Source organism: Thiomicrorhabdus aquaedulcis (genome assembly GCF_004001325.1).
GTDB lineage: Bacteria > Pseudomonadota > Gammaproteobacteria > Thiomicrospirales > Thiomicrospiraceae > Thiomicrorhabdus > Thiomicrorhabdus aquaedulcis.
Genome location: NZ_AP018722.1, coordinates 1,595,291 through 1,611,326, shown reverse-complemented (window position 1 = coordinate 1,611,326; position 16,036 = coordinate 1,595,291). Strand labels below are relative to the sequence as shown.

Below are 16,036 nucleotides of genomic sequence, written 5' to 3'. Positions count from 1 at the left end.
GTTAATCAAAAAGAGTCAATTACGGTTTGGTTAAATCCAGCTCAATCGCAGTCACTTCTGGATCGTCTTCTAGGGTGTGCAGTTTAAAGCCAAATTGTTGTGCCAGTTGCAGCATACCGTAGTTTTCACTAAGCACTTCACCTTCCATTTTATGCAAGCCTTTTAGTTTTGCATGGTCAATTAAGTTTTCTAGCAGTAATCCCGCAACGCCTTGGTGATGATAATCATCGCGCACTACAATGGCCATTTCACACGACAGTCCGTCCGGATTAGTGGTGTAGCGTGTTACGCCAATTTCAACTTCTTGTCCAGCTGAGTTAGTGGTTGTCATTATAAACGCCATTTCGCGATCGTAATCAATTTGGGTAAAGCGCGACAACATTTCGGGGCTTAGAGTTTGCAGTTGATTCATAAAACGTAAATAACGACTGCGTTCGGACAAGTTTTTAACAAATTCCAGCTCCATCGACGCATCTTCGGGTTGAATAGGGCGCAACGTCACTTCCAGCCCAGTTTTGGTTTGGGTGTGGACAATCAGTTCGGCTGGATACGGGTGAATTGCCATGTGTGCGTAAGCGCGTTTGTGATTGGTGGGGTGTTGAATACGAATGCGTGCATCGACCGCAATTGCGCCGTGTTCATCGGCAAACAACGGGTTAATGTCCAGTTCAATAATTTCGGGCAGTTGCGCCACCATGTCCGATATGCGTAATAGCACATCAACCACCGCATCGCAATTAACCGCAGGCAGGCCTCTAAACTCGCCAAGCATTTTGGCAATTTTGGTGCTGTTAATCATCTTCTTAGCCATAAAGGTATTAAGCGGCGGTAGACCAATCGCGCTGTCCTTTAACACCTCAACCGCGGTACCGCCGCTGCCAAAAGTAATGGCAGGTCCAAACACTGGGTCACGCATTACGCCTACCAGCAGTTCACGGGCGTGTGGGCGCACGCTCATAGGTTCGACCGTTACCCCAAGCACATTTGCATTTGGTTGCGCTAGGCGAATGCGTTCGACCATGCTGGTAAACGCGTGTTTAACTTCTAGGGCGCTGTGCAAATTGAGTTTTACGCCCCCAACATCCGATTTATGGGTCAGATCGGGAGAGTTAATTTTAATGCCTACTGGAAATCCGAGTGATTCAGCAGCAATCATCGCTTGGTTGGCATTGGCGGCTTCAATTGCAGGCGTTATGGGCACGCCAAAGGCATGCATAATGGCACGAGTTTCGGTGCTGGTTAAAATGTCACGGTGTTCGGACAGGGCGGCGTTAATAATTAAACGCGCGCCACTGGCGTCAACCAAGTTGCCATTGTGCGCACCTGTGGCGGGCGCTTGCATAAGCAACGCTTGGTTTTGGTGGTAGTTGGCTAAAAAGGCTAAGGCTTCTACCGACGCTTCGGGGGTGCGGAAAGTGGGCACGCTGTGTTGACTAAAATAACTGCGCGCTTCACTGACCAAACGTTCGCCTAGCCAGGCTGTAAAAATGGGTTTGCAGTGTGGTGTATTGTCAATAAACTCACAAATGGCTTGGGCAATTTCGGTTGGCTCGGTCATGGCTTGTGGGGTAAGCAGCACTAAAATAGCATCGTAGCGTTCGTCGGCTTGGCACACCGCCAATGATTGGGTGTAGCGGGCGCCGGTAGCGTCGCCTAAAATATCAATGGGGTTGGCGTGTGACCAATGCTGGGGTAAAAAGGCGTTTAAGGCCTCAAGGCTTTGTTCGCTGGGTTGAGGCAAGGCAATGCCCAGTTCGGCTGCACGGTCGGTGGCCATAACGCCAGGCCCGCCACCATTGGTTAAAATGGCCAAGCGGCTGTGCTTAAAGTTCATGTTGTGCGAAAGGGTTTTAGCGGCGGCAAACAGTTGCGAAATGGACTGAGCTCGAATAGCGCCTGCGCGTTCAATGGCGGCGGTAAATACGTCGTCTGCACCCACTAATGCACCGGTATGCGATACGGCCGCGCGCGTGCCTTCTGGCATGCGTCCCGACTTGAGTAAAATAACCGGCTTCATGCGGGCAGCGGCTTTTAAGCCACTCATAAAACGGCGTGCGTCGGCAATGCCTTCTATGTAAAGCAAAATACTGTGGGTTTGTGGGTCAACGGCTAAAAAGTCTAAAATTTCGCCAAAGTCGATGTCGGCGGCATCGCCAGTAGACACCACTTGTGAAAAGCCCACTTCATTGGCTTCTGCCCAGTCTAAAACCGCTGTGCATAACGCGCCCGACTGAGAAATGAGCGCTAAATGTCCAGGTTTGGCTTGGTTTTTACTAAAGGTGGCGTTTAGGCCAATTTCTGGGCGTAAAATACCCAAACAATTTGGACCCAATAAGCGCATTTTGTATGCGTGCGCGGTAGCGGTAATTTGTTTTTGGAGTTTTTTTCCTGCTTCGTCTTCAAAGCCGGCTGATAAAATAACCGCATTGGCAACGCCTTGTTCGCCGCAGGCTTGAATAATTGAGGCAATGCTGTGCGCTGGCGTGGCAATGACGACTAACTCAGGTACTTGGGGTACGTCGGCAATAGAGGCGTAGCAAACTTGATTTTGTACCGTAGCGTGTTTAGGATTAATAGGGTAAATAGCCCCTTTAAAGCCTGCTTTAAGCATATTTTGCAAGGCATTTGCGCCAACCGATTCTGGACGGTCGCTGGCACCAAAAATAGCAACGCTATTGGGTTTAAACAGCTTAGATAAATAATGTGGTCCCATTGATGACATCCTGGAGAAAAAAATGAACCTATATATTACTCATTCATTGTGTCATTTGCACGACAATGGCGACGAACATCCTGAAATAGCGCAACGTATAAGCCGAATTCAAGACCAGCTCATTAGTAATCAGCTGTTTGACTGGTTTAGCCATGCCCAATCGCGTGCCGCCAGTGACGCTGAATTGTGCTTGGCGCACGACCCAAAAGTACTTGAGCGCATTAAGCGCCATGTGCCAAAAGAAGGCGTGGTCAGTTTAGGGGACGATATTCAATTAAGTCCGGGGAGTTTATTGGCTGCGCGACACGCAGTAGGCGCGGTGTTGGACGGCATTGATGCACTAATAGACGGCAAGTATCGACGGGTTTTTTGCAATGTGCGCCCGCCAGGCCATCACGCCCATTACGCCAAGTCGAGTGGGTTTTGTCTGTTTAACAATGTCGCTATTGGGGCGATGTACGCCGTTAAACAGTATGGGATTGAGCGCGTGGCCATTGTGGATTTTGATGTGCACCATGGTGACGGCACAGAAGACTTTGTGCGCCGTCAACCACAGGTGTGGTTTGCTTCAAGTTTTGAAGCCGATATTTACCCTTTTAGTACGCCACAATCGGATTTAGACAACATGGTTAAAATGCCCTTGCCCAAAGGGTTTGACGGTACGGCTTTTCGCCAGGCCTGGTCAGAGCAGGCATTGCCTCAGTTGGCGCAATTTAATCCACAGCTTATTTTAATTTCGGCGGGGTTTGATGGTCACGCTTTAGATCCTATGGCGTATGGACGTTTGCATGAGAATGATTATTTTTGGCTGACCCAGCAATTGATAAAAGTGGCTGTTCAATGCGGTGATGCTAAGGTTTTGTCGGTGTTAGAGGGCGGCTACGATTTGGGCGCGTTGAGCATGAGCGCGCGTGAGCATGTTAAAGCGTTGTTTGAGCTGGATTAGACAATTGACCAGGCCTGGTCGATTGTATTTGATTGGTTTTTATGAGTTATCTAACTCTTCTGGTGCAATGTCGGGGTAAGTTAAATACCAAATTTTGGTAAATTTTTTGGGGTCTAATTTGTGCTGCAACAGCACCAGTGCTTGAATGTATTGGTCGATGTATACGTAGTTTCCTTTGCGCACCGATTGCCATAAGTGGCGGTATTTTGCGGGTAAAAAGTGTTTAAAATGCGGAATCAAGCCAAACTCACCCTCAATTTGAGCAATGCGCTCAATCACAACTTGGCGGGCTTTGACGCTAAACTGCTTGTCGTATTGATCGAGCATTTTAGCAATCCAAAACAGCAAGGCCGCCGAAATTAAAAAGCTGGCGACAAACTGATCAAACATAAAGGTGCCCAATAAAGTGAGTAACACAAGCACAATGGCACTAATAGGAATGGTAAAAATAGAAATCCAAATTTTATCGCCTTTTAGCTGTTGCGCCACACGGCTGATGTCGAGTGTCGTCGCATCCACCGCATGCAAACGCTGTAACATCTCTTCGGCACTGGGAATCAGTTCAAATGTGTCGTCTTCGCTTAGGTTTACACTGTTAAGGTTTACGTTGGGGTTTGAATAAGCGTCATTTTCCATAGCGGCTGTCTTTTTTTGCGTTGAGTTTTGCATTTGATTTTAAAGTATTTTTAGCTTTCAGTTTGGGCACCTTACTGGCTTTAGGCAGTTTAGGTTTAAGCCGCTGCTGACAGTTTAGGGTGTGGCGTGTCTTAGTGTCAATGGCGTAGGCGGTGAGCTGGCCGCCCCACAAACAGCCGGTGTCGGTTGAGTGTACGTGATAGGCGTCCAGTGCGCCCAGCGTGGACCAGTGACCAAAAAATATCTCAACGGTTTTATTTTTACGCCCGGGCAATACAAACCACGGCACCATTGCGTTATCTTCTGAACTGGGTTGGGTTGCGTCCGGTAAATTGATGCGTGCTTTTGGGGCGGCTTTTAACTCATAGTCGAGTTTACCTTGTGCATCACAGTAACGCATGCGGGCAAACACATTGACAATATAACGCATTTTATCGGTGTGGCTGAGCGCGTCGTGCCATTGATTGGGTAATTTAGTGTTACCCGAAAACAGTTCGTTGGTTAAAAATTCTTGCCAATTGGGTGCGCGCAAACACGCCTCTACGCTTTTGGCGTGTTGTTGTGCTTGCTCTACGCTCCATTGCGGTGCAATGCCAGCGTGCACCATGACCGCGTTAAATACGGGGTGGCGAATGAGAAGGGGTTGTTGTCTTAACCAATCCATCAGTTCTTGAACATCAGGGGCGTTTAAAATGTCGTCTAGGGTGTCTGAGGCGTTGGCAAACTTGGTTAAACCGGCGTAGGTGGCCAGCAGGTGAAAGTCGTGATTGCCTAGCACCATGGCGGCTTTGCCTTGCTGTTGTAAGGTTTTTACAAAGCGTAAACACGCCAACGATTGTGGGCCTCGATTGACAATGTCGCCCACAAACCACAACACGTCCGCTTCGGGTTGATACTGAATGTGCTTAAGCAACGCTTGAAGCTCATCAAAACAGCCTTGTAAATCGCCAATAACGTAGGTAGTCATAGGTTAGGCCGTTTGCAATTGGTGGTACAAATTTGCCAAGGTGACAAACTGGCTCACCGACAACGTTTCGGCGCGAGCAGTAGGATCAATGCCACACGCTTGAATTTGCTCGGCGTCAAGCCAGCCTTTTAAGGTGTTGCGCAGAGTTTTACGCTTTTGGCTAAAGGCTTGCTTAACCAGTTCGGCAAAGCGTTGTTCGTGGTGAGCCACCACGGGTTTTTGCACATGCGGTATTAAGCGCACAATGGCCGATTCTACTTTAGGGGGCGGCGTAAAGTTTTCGGGGCCCACGCTAAACAGGTATTCGGTTTGGCAGGCGTATTGCAACATCACGCTTAAACGACCGTAGGTTTTGCCGCCGGGTGTGGCGCAAATACGCTCTACCACTTCTTTTTGCAACATAAAGTGCATGTCTAAAATGCGTGGCGCAAAGTGTAAGAGGTGAAACATGAGTGGGCTTGAAATGTTGTAGGGCAGGTTGCCTACTACTCTTATATAAGGTTCGTCTGGGGCAAGTAGGCTGGCGTAATCAAAGCGCAAGGCGTCGGCATGGTGTAAACAAAACGCCGGTTTTTGGCTAAAACGCTGGGTGAGCGGGCCAATTAAATCGTTGTCAATTTCGATGATGTCGAGTTTGTGTACCACGTCTAATAAAGGGGCGGTAAGCGCGGCTTCACCCGGCCCAATTTCAACTATATGGTCGGTGGCTTTAGGGCGAATAGCGGCGACTATTTGATCAATAATGCGACCATTGTTTAAAAAGTTTTGTCCAAACTCTTTTTTGTGCTGATGCCCAGAGCTTGCGGCCGAGCGCGCTTTTGCCGCGCTTTTTGAGTTTGAATTCGATTGTTTAGAACGTGATTGCTTAACGGCCATCTGGATCTCATTGTTGTTAATCGTGGTGAGTGGTTAATTGTGTAAAGATTATTAAAAATTATGACCAGGCCTGGTTAAACGGTTTAATGGGTTTAACCAGGCCTGGTCAGATGAGTTTAAGTTAAGTCTTTACTTGAGTGCGCTGCGTTAATCATCTCTAACGCCACTTTAATGGCGTAGTTAAAACTGCCGGCGTCGGCGTGTCCTGTGCCGGCTAAATCAAGGGCGGTGCCGTGGTCGACCGAGGTGCGAATAAAGGGCAATCCTAAAGTAATGTTAACGGCATTACCAAAGCCAATGTGTTTAAGAACCGGTAAACCTTGGTCGTGATACATCGCCAGTACAGCGTCGGCGGTTTTAAGATATTTTGGGGTAAATAACGTGTCGGCCGGCAGCGGTCCGGTTAAGTGCATGTGCTCGCGTAAGCGTTCAAGCACCGGTTCTATTACGTCAATTTCTTCTCGCCCCATATGACCGCCTTCGCCAGCGTGCGGGTTTAGACCGGCCACTAAAATGTGTGGTTTTTTAATGCCAAACTGGGTGCGTAAAGCGTGTTCGGTAATGGTTAAAATATCGGTTAGCAATGGCTGAGTAATGGCTTTGGACACGCCTGCTAAGGGCAGGTGTGTGGTGGCCAGTGCCACGCGTAAACCCGGTGTGGCCAACATCATCACCACCAACGGAGTGCCGCTTTCTTGCGCCAACAGCTCGGTGTGGCCACTAAAGGGTAATCCGGCTTGGTTAATAATGCCTTTGTGAACCGGACCGGTAACCATGCCTGCAAACTCTTTGCTCATGCAGCCAACAATGGCGCGTTTAAGCATGTTAATAACGTAGTCTGCATTGGCTTCATTGAGCTTACCGGCCACCACCGGTTGCGCGGTGGTGATGGGTTCTATGCACAACTGACCCGCTCGACTTGGAGCAGCCGCTTGCTGGGCGTTGTAAGGGATTAATTCAATGGGCAAATTAAGCTGTTGGGCGCGAGCGCGTAAACACTCCGGATCGGCCAGTACCACCAGTTGAATGGGCCAATCGTGTTGCGCCAGCGTTAACACCAAGTCGGGTCCAATGCCCGCAGGTTCGCCCGAGGTAATCACCAGTTTTTGGATCATGTTGGGTCCTATTATTTTTATTCTATAAAGAGACCTTTGCACGAGTAAATGCACGAATAAAAAAGGTTAAAATTTACCTGATCTTTGTTGAAAACCTTGCGAATAGCCAGCTATTCACTGCGTTTTTCGCCTCAATCAGGCAAATTTTTCCTCATTTTTCTTTCGCACCTGACTCGTGCAAAGGTCTCAAAGCGTTAAATTAGAGTGATTAGCGTTTCAATGAAAGCAAAAAATAAAAGCAAAAAAGCATTTGACCAGGCCTGGTTAAATGCTTTTTGGATGTTTTAAGGCTGTAAATCAGTTTAAAAACGTTTTAATGTACGCTTCGTCTTTTAAGCGGCGCAACCATAAGTCAAAGGTTTCGTTGGCTTTACGAATACGAATGGCTTGAATGGCCTGTTGAGTTTTATCAACGTCTTGCTGATTGATTTCACGCGCGTCTTCTAAAAATAAAATCATCCAACCTTCTTCGGTGGCTAGGGGTGGCAAAGCTGTATTGGGCGCTAGACTGCTCACCATGTCGCGAATGCCGCTGGGGATTTGCTCAAGCGTTCGCCAACCCAAATCGCTGCCGGCGTTAACCTCTTTAGGAATGTCGGCAAATAAGGTATTAAGCTCATTAAAGGCTTTAACGCTGTTAAGCGATTTGGACAGTTCGAGTAATTGAGCGGGCACTTTGTCCATGGACGCGTTGTCGCTTAAAATAATAAAGCGGTGCAGGCGGTACTCTTTAACCAATTGGGCGTTTAAATCGCGTTTATCCGCCAGTTTAATTAAGTGAAACCCACTGGGGCTTTGAATAACTTGGCTGATTTGCCCTACGTTTAAGTTTTGAATGGCGTCGGCAAAAAAGGTGGGGATTTGTTCTTGTTTTAACCATCCTAAATTCCCCCCCTCTAAGGCTTTGCTGCCATTAGAATGGCGCACTGCAATTTGACTAAAGTCTTCACCGGCCACAATACGGTTGCGTAATGCTTCGATGGTGGTTAAGGCTTCACTGCGTTGTTGCGGTGTAGCTGATTCGGGCAGGGCAATTAAAATGTGACTTAACTGCAGTTCTAAGTCGCTTAGCGCTAGGCTTTGACGTTGCAGATAATTTTGAATTTCGCTTTCGGTCACTTGCGTTTGGCTAATGACTTCGGCTTCACGCAGTTTTTGAATCAGTATTTTATGTTGAACTTTTTGACGTACTTGGGCAAACCCATCGGGCATTTGCGCGTTTAGGCGGTTTCTAAGCTCCATGAGCGTTAATTTATTTTGTTCGGCAATTTGTTGCATTTGCGTGTTGACTTCTTCGTCCGTTGTGTTTAAACCCACTTGTTTGGCTCGTTCGAGTTGCAGGGTTTCAAAAATAAGTGACTCTAATACTTTTTCTTGCAACGCCATGCGGTCGTCTACGGTGATGTTTTGCCCTTGCAGCTCCTGGGCTTTTTCGGCCATGCGCTCGTTGAGTTCGCTGCTGAGTATGACTCGGTCATTGACCACCGCGACAATTTTATCCAATAACACGTCGGCGTGAACCGGGGCACTTAAGGCTAAGGCTAAAGTGGGAATAAACAAAGAGCGTGCTAGACGTTTTAGGGTTGTGTTCATGTGTTCGCCATTAAAAGTTGCAAATAAATCGGTTAAAAATTAAGTCGTTTGGTTAAATCGTCTCTAAAAGGCGTGCCCGAGGTGCTTAGGCCTTTGAGTTCAAACAACACCATTACGGTGTAGTTGTATAAACCGTTTTCAAGTTCGGCACGTTGTGCGACCAACTCGGTGGCCCAACAGCAGCTATCGTACCTTAAACCTAAGTTGGTTTCATTAATCCGCTGTGTATCAATGTCGTAATCGGCGTATAAACCGGTTTCCCATTGTTGGGTAAGTTGCGAATACGCGCCTAATGCCAAAACCGATTGTTCTGTCGGCAGTTCACTGTTAGTGAGTGTGTGGCTTACTAAAAATAGATTACGTTCACTGGGTTGCCATTTAAGGCGATTGGTGGCATTGGTAAGCTCATGGGTGGCTTGATCGAATTGCGTGGTGGAGGCAAAATTAAATTGGTCGAGTGTAAGGCCTAATTTTACAAAAATATCCGATACCGCTTCGGTTTGCGGTGCGGTGTTGGTAAGGGTGACTTTGCGATCGTCAAAATAAACAATTTGACCTATTCCGGCTTCGGCCAGCGGTTTGCCCGTTTCTTGCAAAAATTGGGTCGTTAAGGCCATGGACAGTTGGTTGGTGTCGCCAATGCGATCAACACCGGTAAAACGATTGAGTGCAAACAGGTTTGAAAAGTCTAAACTGCGCCGTGCTGTGTCAAACAAAGTGAGTTGGCTTTGATTAACGTAAGGCACATATAAATATTGCACTTCGGGTTCAAGCGTTTGTATAAACGTGTGATCGCTGATATTGAGTTCACGCTCAAAAATTAAGCCACCTTTTACCGCACTTTGCGGTACAAAGCGGTTTAAGGTTTGTTGGTTGTTGGGGTTAAAGCCGTTGTCTTTCATTTGGTATTGGGTTTGGTTGGCTACTACCGTAGTTTTAAGCTCTCCAAAAGGTTGGCTTAAACGGTATTCAAGCGCCGGTTCTAGGTGCGCACGCAGTGCTTCAGGTTTGGCGGTACTGGCTAAAGGTTTTACAAATTCGGTGGCTTGAGTTAGAACGCTAAGGTTTAGATTGTCAATTTGCTTAAAATAACTGGCGGCTATTTCGGGGCGTTTTTCGTAGTTAAGGGGGGCGTCGCGCAAGCGCAAATAACTTAATATTTGCGCGTAGGCGTTAAAGTTGCCTTGGGCATAGTTTACGGTGGCATGGCGTTCGGTTTGGGTTAGGTTTTTGTAAGTCGATTCGACGGGTATGTCGGCAAAAAAGTTTTCATCCGACACTTCGTGCCACAGTATGTCGCTGCTTACGCCGCTGCCCCAGGCCTGTTGGGCTTTAAGAGAAGCTCTCCAACGATCCTCTATTTTTTTGCCAAAGGTAATGTCACCCGTGGTTCGGTTGGCCGATGCCAAACCATTTTGCGCTGTTTCTTGGTCTTGAAGCAGGGTGATGTCCAGTTCGGCACCGTGCACAACACCTTGATTTTTGGCCAAATATCTAAATTCGTTGTCGAGCGCCAAGCCACGATCACTCATGGGAATAAGGGTTAAGGTGTCGTCTAAATTAGGGGCGATGTTAAAGTAGTAGGGCAACTTTATAAAGTGCTGGGTTTCTTCTTCAGTAAACGATTTGTAACTGCCAAACTCGGGGAACAGCAATCCTGAGGCGCGGTCGTCCAGCGGAAAATCAAAGTAGGGTGTGTAAAAAACCGGCAGGTCTTTAAAATATACAGTGGTGTGTTTGCCAATCATGCGGCGTTTTTGGTTGTCAATTTCTAGGGTGTCAAACGTAAGGTTCCAATCGACTTTTTGATTGGGCTTTATTTTACACGCGGTCACGCTGGCCGAATCTAGGCGTGCGTAATCTTTGAGTTGGTCTATAGAAATAGTCTGCGCCAATCCGTGTACCCGAGAGGGTAAAACTTGATAACGCGCTTGGTTTATTAAGCCGGTTTGCTGGACTTCGTTAAGGTGCGCGTCTTGGCCTTGAATTAAAATTTGCGTTTGATGCAGTTGTACGTGCCCCAGTAAGTCGGCGGTTTGCTGGGTTTGGTTGTAATGCAACTCGTCACCTAAAGCGACCAGGCCTGGTTGTTTTAAAATAACATCACCAAACGCGTGGTATTGTCCTGCACCGGTTTTTTCTAAACGATCGGCTTCTAGCGTTTGCAACGTTTTGTCTTTAGCAATATGCGGGGTTTGTGGCGGCAGAGTTTGCAGGGGCAAAATGTAATCGGGCAAACAGGCTTCTAACGTAGACAACGCCGGCACTTTTAGGGCGCTGGGCTGAGCGTGCGCTAACATGAGCAGAGAAGGGCTTAAAAACAAGGCCGCTAAGGTCATAAATAAGCGCAATAAAAAACGCGTAAATAAGCGCATATTGCCCACGTTAAAAGGCCAAAGCGATGTCGTTAGGTTGTTTTTTTTTAAAGCGGTATTTGACATCAAGCAAAGAATCATTAATTATTCGTGAATTGCTTATTTTAACCGAGTATTGAATCCATGAATGAAAGATTTCAAACGATGTTGGCGTGGCTAGAAACCTTGCCGCAATTGGCGCACTGTGAGTGCTCAACCCCAGTCGCCGCATCGAGTGACGCTAGTTTTAGACGGTATTTTCGAATTTTGGTGACGTCCGACAACGCCTCAACCTCGTATATTATTATGGACGCACCGGTTCAATTTGAAGATTGTCGTCCTTTTATGGCCGTGTCGGCACAGCTGAGCCAAATGGGGTTGCAGGTGCCCCAAGTGTTGGCGCACGATTTAATTCAGGGGTTTTTGTTGTTAACCGATTTGGGTGACATCACTTATTTGTCGGTGCTTAAACACGCCAGCGAATCGCAAGCCGATGCATTGTATCAAGATGCTTTGCAAGCCTTGGTGCAGTTGCAAATGCGAGGTGGCAAGGTGGCCGGTGCTTTGCCCACATACGATGGCGCGCTGTTGCACCGTGAAATGGATTTGTTTGGCGATTGGTTGCTGCACACGCATTTAGAGTATTCAATGAGCGGGCTTGAGCGTACGCAGTGGTTGGCGATTAAAAACTTTTTAGAGAACGCCGCGCGCTCTCAGCCCCAAACGTATGTGCATCGTGATTTTCACAGTCGTAATTTAATGGTAACCGAACAGAATAATCCGGGAATATTAGATTTTCAGGATGCTGTGCATGGTGCATTTACCTACGACGCTGTGTCGTTATTACGCGACTGTTACATTGCTTGGCCGGCCGAACAAGTGGTGGAGTGGCAACGAGGTTATTTTTTAAATTTGTGTGCTAATAATGTGTTTTTTAAAGACGAATGGGCGGGGTTTCAAAAGTCGATGGATTTAATGGGCATACAGCGCCATTTAAAAGCGGCGGGTATTTTTGCTCGCTTGTCGCACCGTGATGGCAAAGACGGCTATTTAAACGATATTCCACAAACTTTAGACTACATTGTTAAAGTGGGTGCGCAGTATAGCGAGATGCGTGATTTGGTGACATTACTTGAAAAACGCGTGTTAACGCACACCCCTTTTCAGTTGCCCAGTGAATGAACGCGATGCAACCGACAGCCCCCATTAAAGCCATGATTTTAGCCGCTGGACGCGGTAATCGACTGCGCCCTTTAACCGATTCACTGCCCAAACCTTTGGTGCCAATGTGTGGCAAACCGTTAATTGAATATCACTTAGAAAAGCTAGCGCACGCAGGTGTTAACGAGGTGGTAATTAACCACGCCTGGTTGGGTCAAACGATAGAACACGCATTGGGTGACGGAGCGCGTTGGGGCTTAAATATTATGTATTCGCCCGAACCAGAAGGCGGGCTAGAAACGGCCGGGGGTATTATTAATGCGTTGCCCTTGTTGGGCAACGAGCCATTTTTAGTAATAAACGGCGATGTATTTACCGACATGCCGTTTAAACCCTTAATTGACCAGGCCTGGTCAATGCAAAAAGCGCTTAATTCCATGGATACATCGACCGCGTGTTTGGCGCATCTTATGTTAGTGCCCAGCCCAGTGTTTAATCCCCAAGGCGATTTTGGCTTAGATGCACATTCGCATGTACTCGCCCATGGTGAGTATACGTTTGCTGGTTTAAGCGTGCTGCACCCTGCGTTGTTTAATGCCGTGCCCAACGACACTCAATCTAGAGTTATTAAACTTGCGCCGGTGTTGCGCAATGCCATGCAAAGCCGCCAAGTAACCGGGCAGGTGTACCATGGTTTATGGTCGGATATTGGCACGCTTGCACGATTACAGGCCGCCGAAACTTTATGGTGTGGCCAATGATAGGCGTAGTTTGGCGTTGCCTTGAAAACCCGTATTAATCAAAAAATTAGCCAAGCCGGACTGTGCTCGCGTCGCCAAGCCGATGGCTTAATCAAAGCCGGCCAAGTTTTGGTTAATGGCAAACCCGCGCAAGTAGGTATGTGGGTGGGTGAGGATGATGTACTGAGTGTGCATAATCAACCCTTGCCGTGTAGGCCTTTAAATGTGTATGTGCTTTACCACAAACCTGTAGGCGTGGTTTGCACTCACGATCCGGCTGTGGCTAATAATTGGGTACAAGCCGTGGGGTTGGCTCAACAACTGTTTGCGGTGGGGCGGCTAGATAAGTGTTCTGAAGGTTTAATGCTGTTAACCAACGATGGTATGGCCGTAAATCGCATTTTAACCGCGCAAAATGGTCATTCTAAAACCTATCACGTTACGCTAAGCGCCCCGTTTAGCGATGAGTTTTTGCACGCCATGGCGAGCGGCGTCTCCATTTTAAACACCGTTACGTTACAGTGTTTGGTAGAAAGATTGGGGGCGACTGCGTTTAAAATTGTTTTGGTGCAAGGCTTAAATTTGCAAATTAGACGCATGTGTAAAGCCTTAGGGTATAACGTGGTGCGTTTACAACGTGTGTCTATTATGAATCTGCATTTAAGTGATTTAGCGCCTGGCGCATGGCGATACGCTACGCCATATGAGCAAGAACGATTGATTCTTGATTTAAAATAGCTTTTGGCGGATTTGCCCGTTAAAGTCTGTTTGAAACAGCGGTTTTGTATTTAAAATGAAAGATGAAGTATTTAAAGCACAGAGACCTTTGCACAAGCGAGGTGCGAAAGTTTCTTAATAATATAGAAGGAAAGTATTGTATGAGCCATAAACACCAAGCCATTATTGAAAAGGTTTTTTCTCACCCTATTTCTACCAGTATTGACTGGAAAAAACTGCAACACGCCTTAGAGCATTTTGGTGCTCAAATTGATATTTCGAGCAGTAATAAGGCTAAGGTCGTTTTACGTGGGGAAGAAATTGTCTTGGGCTTGCCGCATCACGGACACGAATTGGCCGATAAAGCGGATATTACTCAGCTTCGCCATTTTTTAGAATTAGTTAAGTTAACACCCGATACGTTAAACGCTTAACAGCGATAATTTAATCGCGCGGTTAAAAGTTTTTACATTTTGGTAATAAAAAAAACCAAGTAAATTTTATTTACTTGGTTTTTTTATTTGAATTTTCGGCTATTTTTCTTGATTAATGGGTGTAAATAAAACCAGCGTGCCGGCCAGCTTGTCGTGCCAGGCTTGCTTTTTGGGGTCAAAGGCCACCCATATTAAGCCCGCACCCAGTGGCAAGATAGACACGTAATAAGCCGCGTAGCGGCCAATAAATTGTTTAGTAGTGGGTTTTTGTCCGGTTTTTGCATCCACAATGCTTAAGTGCATAAAAATTTTGCCGGGCGTGGCCGACTTGTAAAGCCAAAAAACCACCACGGCAATGGCCGGAAAAATATAATTTAAAATAATGTCCCACGCTCCTTGAACCAGCGGAGTGCCTCTATCCCAATACTGAGCGCCGTACAACACGGTTAATATGGGGCCAATTACCAATAAAATAAGCACGCTGTCAATTAAGGCCGCTTTAAGGCGCACCCAAAACCCAGCGTAATGAGGCGTTTCAAGGGGTTGAGTGGGGTGTTGTTCTATGTGTTCGGGTGTTAAAAGCATAAGATTCTCTGAGTTTAAAAGGGCTGTTATAGTGTGCGTTTTGAACGATATCGACCTAGCCACCAGGCAAACAGCCCGCCACTGGCAAACATAATAATGGCGTAGGTTACAGCGGGAATCATCATCAGCTCATTGCCAATTAAAGTTCCGGCCACCACCAGTGCCAAGGTACCATTTTGAATGCCTACCTCAAACCCAATGGTCACCGCTTGTGCTTTTGATAAATGTGACTTAAGGGCTAGTTGATAGCCTAAAAAAAGCACAGCCACATTCAAAATTAAGGTAGCTAAGCCCGCTTGTGCAAAAAAGTTTAGCATGTCGGCACGGTTTTTAAGCACAATTAACGCAATAATAAGCACCAAAAAAGCGATTGAAAACACCTTTAGCACCCGTTCTAATTTTTGCGCTATGTTAGGAAAGTACGCCAATACAATCATGCCTAAACTAACTGGCAGCAGGGTAATGAGCAGCAGTTGAATCATCGTTTGCATTAATGGCAAGCTAAAGGCACTGTGCGCGTCCATAAAGTAGGTCATGCTTAACGCAGTTATGAGCGGTAAGCTAAACGGTACCATCACACTGGTAAGCGCGGTTAAGGTAATAGACAGCGACACGTCCCCTTTGGCAAAATAAGTAAATAGATTAGAGGTCGCTCCTCCTGGGGCAAGGGCGATAATCATCAGTCCTACCGCCATTTCGGGTGGCAAATTAAGTGCATTTGCAATTGCAAACGCCGTCATGGGCAATAGCAGCATTTGTCCAGTTAGGCCAATAAATACCGCCTTTGGGGCTTGTACAACCTGGTAAAAATTGATTGGTCGTAATGACAGTCCAAGGCCAAACATAATAATAAAAAGTGCCAAAGGCAAAATAACGCTGGTTAAAATATCCGGGGTCATGGTGATTCCTATGCCGTTTATAAATGCGCGTGGTGCGCCAAAGATTGGAATTGTAGTAGACTTGCTAACGAATAGAAACTAAAGAGACCTTTGCACGAGTGGGGCACGAGAAAAAAATGAGGAAAAATTTACCTGATTGAGGCGGGAAACGCAGTGAATAGCTAGCTATTCACAAGTTTTCCAACGAAAAGCAGGAAAATTTTAACCATTTTTGGCCGTGCATCCACTCGTGCAAAGGTCTCTAAAGGGTAATTCTATTAACCCAGGTTGTATTTTGCGGTGATAAATAAGGTGGTAAAT

14 protein-coding genes are annotated in these 16,036 nt (G+C 46.8%); 5 read left to right on the top strand and 9 right to left on the bottom strand.

Features of this window, described 5'->3' with window-relative positions; translation table 11 throughout:
* Window positions 1-19 precede the first annotated feature (19 nt).
* A complete protein-coding gene (locus EP181_RS07380; RefSeq protein WP_127471069.1) occupies window positions 20-2,713 on the bottom strand; it encodes a bifunctional acetate--CoA ligase family protein/GNAT family N-acetyltransferase in 2,694 nt (897 codons plus the stop codon).
* 22 nt (window positions 2,714-2,735) lie between these two features.
* On the opposite strand from EP181_RS07380, the gene EP181_RS07375 reads away from it, so the two are divergent.
* The gene (locus EP181_RS07375; RefSeq protein WP_127471068.1) at window positions 2,736-3,659 is read left to right on the top strand and encodes a histone deacetylase family protein; all 924 of its coding nucleotides are present in this window, start codon (window positions 2,736-2,738) and stop codon (window positions 3,657-3,659) included.
* 39 nt (window positions 3,660-3,698) lie between these two features.
* Here EP181_RS07375 and EP181_RS07370 read toward each other — a convergent pair whose 3' ends face one another.
* The 6 genes from EP181_RS07370 to EP181_RS07345 form a co-directional block, all read right to left on the bottom strand.
* The gene (locus tag EP181_RS07370; RefSeq protein ID WP_232023378.1) at window positions 3,699-4,295 is read right to left on the bottom strand and encodes a hypothetical protein; all 597 of its coding nucleotides are present in this window, start codon (window positions 4,293-4,295) and stop codon (window positions 3,699-3,701) included.
* The gene (locus EP181_RS07365; RefSeq protein ID WP_127471067.1) at window positions 4,285-5,262 is read right to left on the bottom strand and encodes a symmetrical bis(5'-nucleosyl)-tetraphosphatase; all 978 of its coding nucleotides are present in this window, start codon (window positions 5,260-5,262) and stop codon (window positions 4,285-4,287) included. The genes EP181_RS07370 and EP181_RS07365 overlap by 11 nt, the downstream gene beginning before the upstream one ends.
* Window positions 5,263-5,265: 3 nt before the next feature.
* On the bottom strand, window positions 5,266-6,138 hold the full coding sequence (gene rsmA, locus EP181_RS07360) for a 16S rRNA (adenine(1518)-N(6)/adenine(1519)-N(6))-dimethyltransferase RsmA (RefSeq protein ID WP_127471066.1): 873 nt from the start codon (window positions 6,136-6,138) through the stop codon (window positions 5,266-5,268).
* Between the two features lie 116 nt (window positions 6,139-6,254).
* On the bottom strand, window positions 6,255-7,253 hold the full coding sequence (gene pdxA, locus EP181_RS07355) for a 4-hydroxythreonine-4-phosphate dehydrogenase PdxA (RefSeq protein ID WP_127471065.1): 999 nt from the start codon (window positions 7,251-7,253) through the stop codon (window positions 6,255-6,257).
* 297 nt (window positions 7,254-7,550) lie between these two features.
* The gene (locus EP181_RS07350; RefSeq protein WP_127471064.1) at window positions 7,551-8,846 is read right to left on the bottom strand and encodes a peptidylprolyl isomerase; all 1,296 of its coding nucleotides are present in this window, start codon (window positions 8,844-8,846) and stop codon (window positions 7,551-7,553) included.
* Window positions 8,847-8,878: 32 nt separating this feature from the next.
* Window positions 8,879-11,221 (bottom strand): LPS-assembly protein LptD, encoded by a 2,343-nt coding sequence (locus EP181_RS07345; protein WP_172959716.1) that lies wholly within the window; start codon window positions 11,219-11,221, stop codon window positions 8,879-8,881.
* Window positions 11,222-11,344: 123 nt separating this feature from the next.
* Between EP181_RS07345 and EP181_RS07340 the strand changes: the two genes are divergently transcribed.
* The 4 genes from EP181_RS07340 (at window position 11,345) to EP181_RS07325 (ending at window position 14,252) form a co-directional block, all read left to right on the top strand.
* Complete coding sequence (locus tag EP181_RS07340; RefSeq protein WP_127471062.1) at window positions 11,345-12,382, top strand: aminoglycoside phosphotransferase family protein; 1,038 nt, start codon at window positions 11,345-11,347, stop codon at window positions 12,380-12,382.
* 5 nt (window positions 12,383-12,387) lie between these two features.
* The gene (gene murU / locus EP181_RS07335; RefSeq protein ID WP_420824408.1) at window positions 12,388-13,122 is read left to right on the top strand and encodes an N-acetylmuramate alpha-1-phosphate uridylyltransferase MurU; all 735 of its coding nucleotides are present in this window, start codon (window positions 12,388-12,390) and stop codon (window positions 13,120-13,122) included.
* 21 nt (window positions 13,123-13,143) lie between these two features.
* On the top strand, window positions 13,144-13,839 hold the full coding sequence (locus EP181_RS07330) for a pseudouridine synthase (protein ID WP_127471061.1): 696 nt from the start codon (window positions 13,144-13,146) through the stop codon (window positions 13,837-13,839).
* A 140-nt stretch (window positions 13,840-13,979) separates the two neighbouring features.
* On the top strand, window positions 13,980-14,252 hold the full coding sequence (locus EP181_RS07325; RefSeq protein ID WP_127471060.1) for a hypothetical protein: 273 nt from the start codon (window positions 13,980-13,982) through the stop codon (window positions 14,250-14,252).
* Window positions 14,253-14,351: 99 nt separating this feature from the next.
* Here the strand turns inward: EP181_RS07325 and EP181_RS07320 are convergent, their stop codons facing one another.
* Entirely contained in the window at window positions 14,352-14,837 is a 486-nt protein-coding gene (locus EP181_RS07320; protein ID WP_127471059.1) for an RDD family protein, read from the bottom strand.
* A gap of 26 nt (window positions 14,838-14,863) precedes the next feature.
* Window positions 14,864-15,736: a bile acid:sodium symporter family protein gene (locus tag EP181_RS07315; RefSeq protein ID WP_127471058.1), complete on the bottom strand. Its 873-nt coding sequence runs from the start codon at window positions 15,734-15,736 to the stop codon at window positions 14,864-14,866.
* Window positions 15,737-16,036: the final 300 nt, after the last annotated feature.

What these genes read in the sequence shown, in the direction of transcription:
- EP181_RS07380 (WP_127471069.1), bottom strand. Translation starts at nt 2,713, where the DNA reads ATGGGACCACATTATTTATCTAAGCTGTTTAAACCCAATAGCGTTGCT.
- EP181_RS07375 (WP_127471068.1), top strand. Translation starts at nt 2,736, where the DNA reads ATGAACCTATATATTACTCATTCATTGTGTCATTTGCACGACAATGGC.
- EP181_RS07370 (WP_232023378.1), bottom strand. Translation starts at nt 4,295, where the DNA reads ATGGAAAATGACGCTTATTCAAACCCCAACGTAAACCTTAACAGTGTA.
- EP181_RS07365 (WP_127471067.1), bottom strand. Translation starts at nt 5,262, where the DNA reads ATGACTACCTACGTTATTGGCGATTTACAAGGCTGTTTTGATGAGCTT.
- rsmA (WP_127471066.1), bottom strand. Translation starts at nt 6,138, where the DNA reads ATGGCCGTTAAGCAATCACGTTCTAAACAATCGAATTCAAACTCAAAA.
- pdxA (WP_127471065.1), bottom strand. Translation starts at nt 7,253, where the DNA reads ATGATCCAAAAACTGGTGATTACCTCGGGCGAACCTGCGGGCATTGGA.
- EP181_RS07350 (WP_127471064.1), bottom strand. Translation starts at nt 8,846, where the DNA reads ATGAACACAACCCTAAAACGTCTAGCACGCTCTTTGTTTATTCCCACT.
- EP181_RS07345 (WP_172959716.1), bottom strand. Translation starts at nt 11,221, where the DNA reads ATGCGCTTATTTACGCGTTTTTTATTGCGCTTATTTATGACCTTAGCG.
- EP181_RS07340 (WP_127471062.1), top strand. Translation starts at nt 11,345, where the DNA reads ATGAATGAAAGATTTCAAACGATGTTGGCGTGGCTAGAAACCTTGCCG.
- murU (WP_420824408.1), top strand. Translation starts at nt 12,388, where the DNA reads ATGCAACCGACAGCCCCCATTAAAGCCATGATTTTAGCCGCTGGACGC.
- EP181_RS07325 (WP_127471060.1), top strand. Translation starts at nt 13,980, where the DNA reads ATGAGCCATAAACACCAAGCCATTATTGAAAAGGTTTTTTCTCACCCT.
- EP181_RS07320 (WP_127471059.1), bottom strand. Translation starts at nt 14,837, where the DNA reads ATGCTTTTAACACCCGAACACATAGAACAACACCCCACTCAACCCCTT.
- EP181_RS07315 (WP_127471058.1), bottom strand. Translation starts at nt 15,736, where the DNA reads ATGACCCCGGATATTTTAACCAGCGTTATTTTGCCTTTGGCACTTTTT.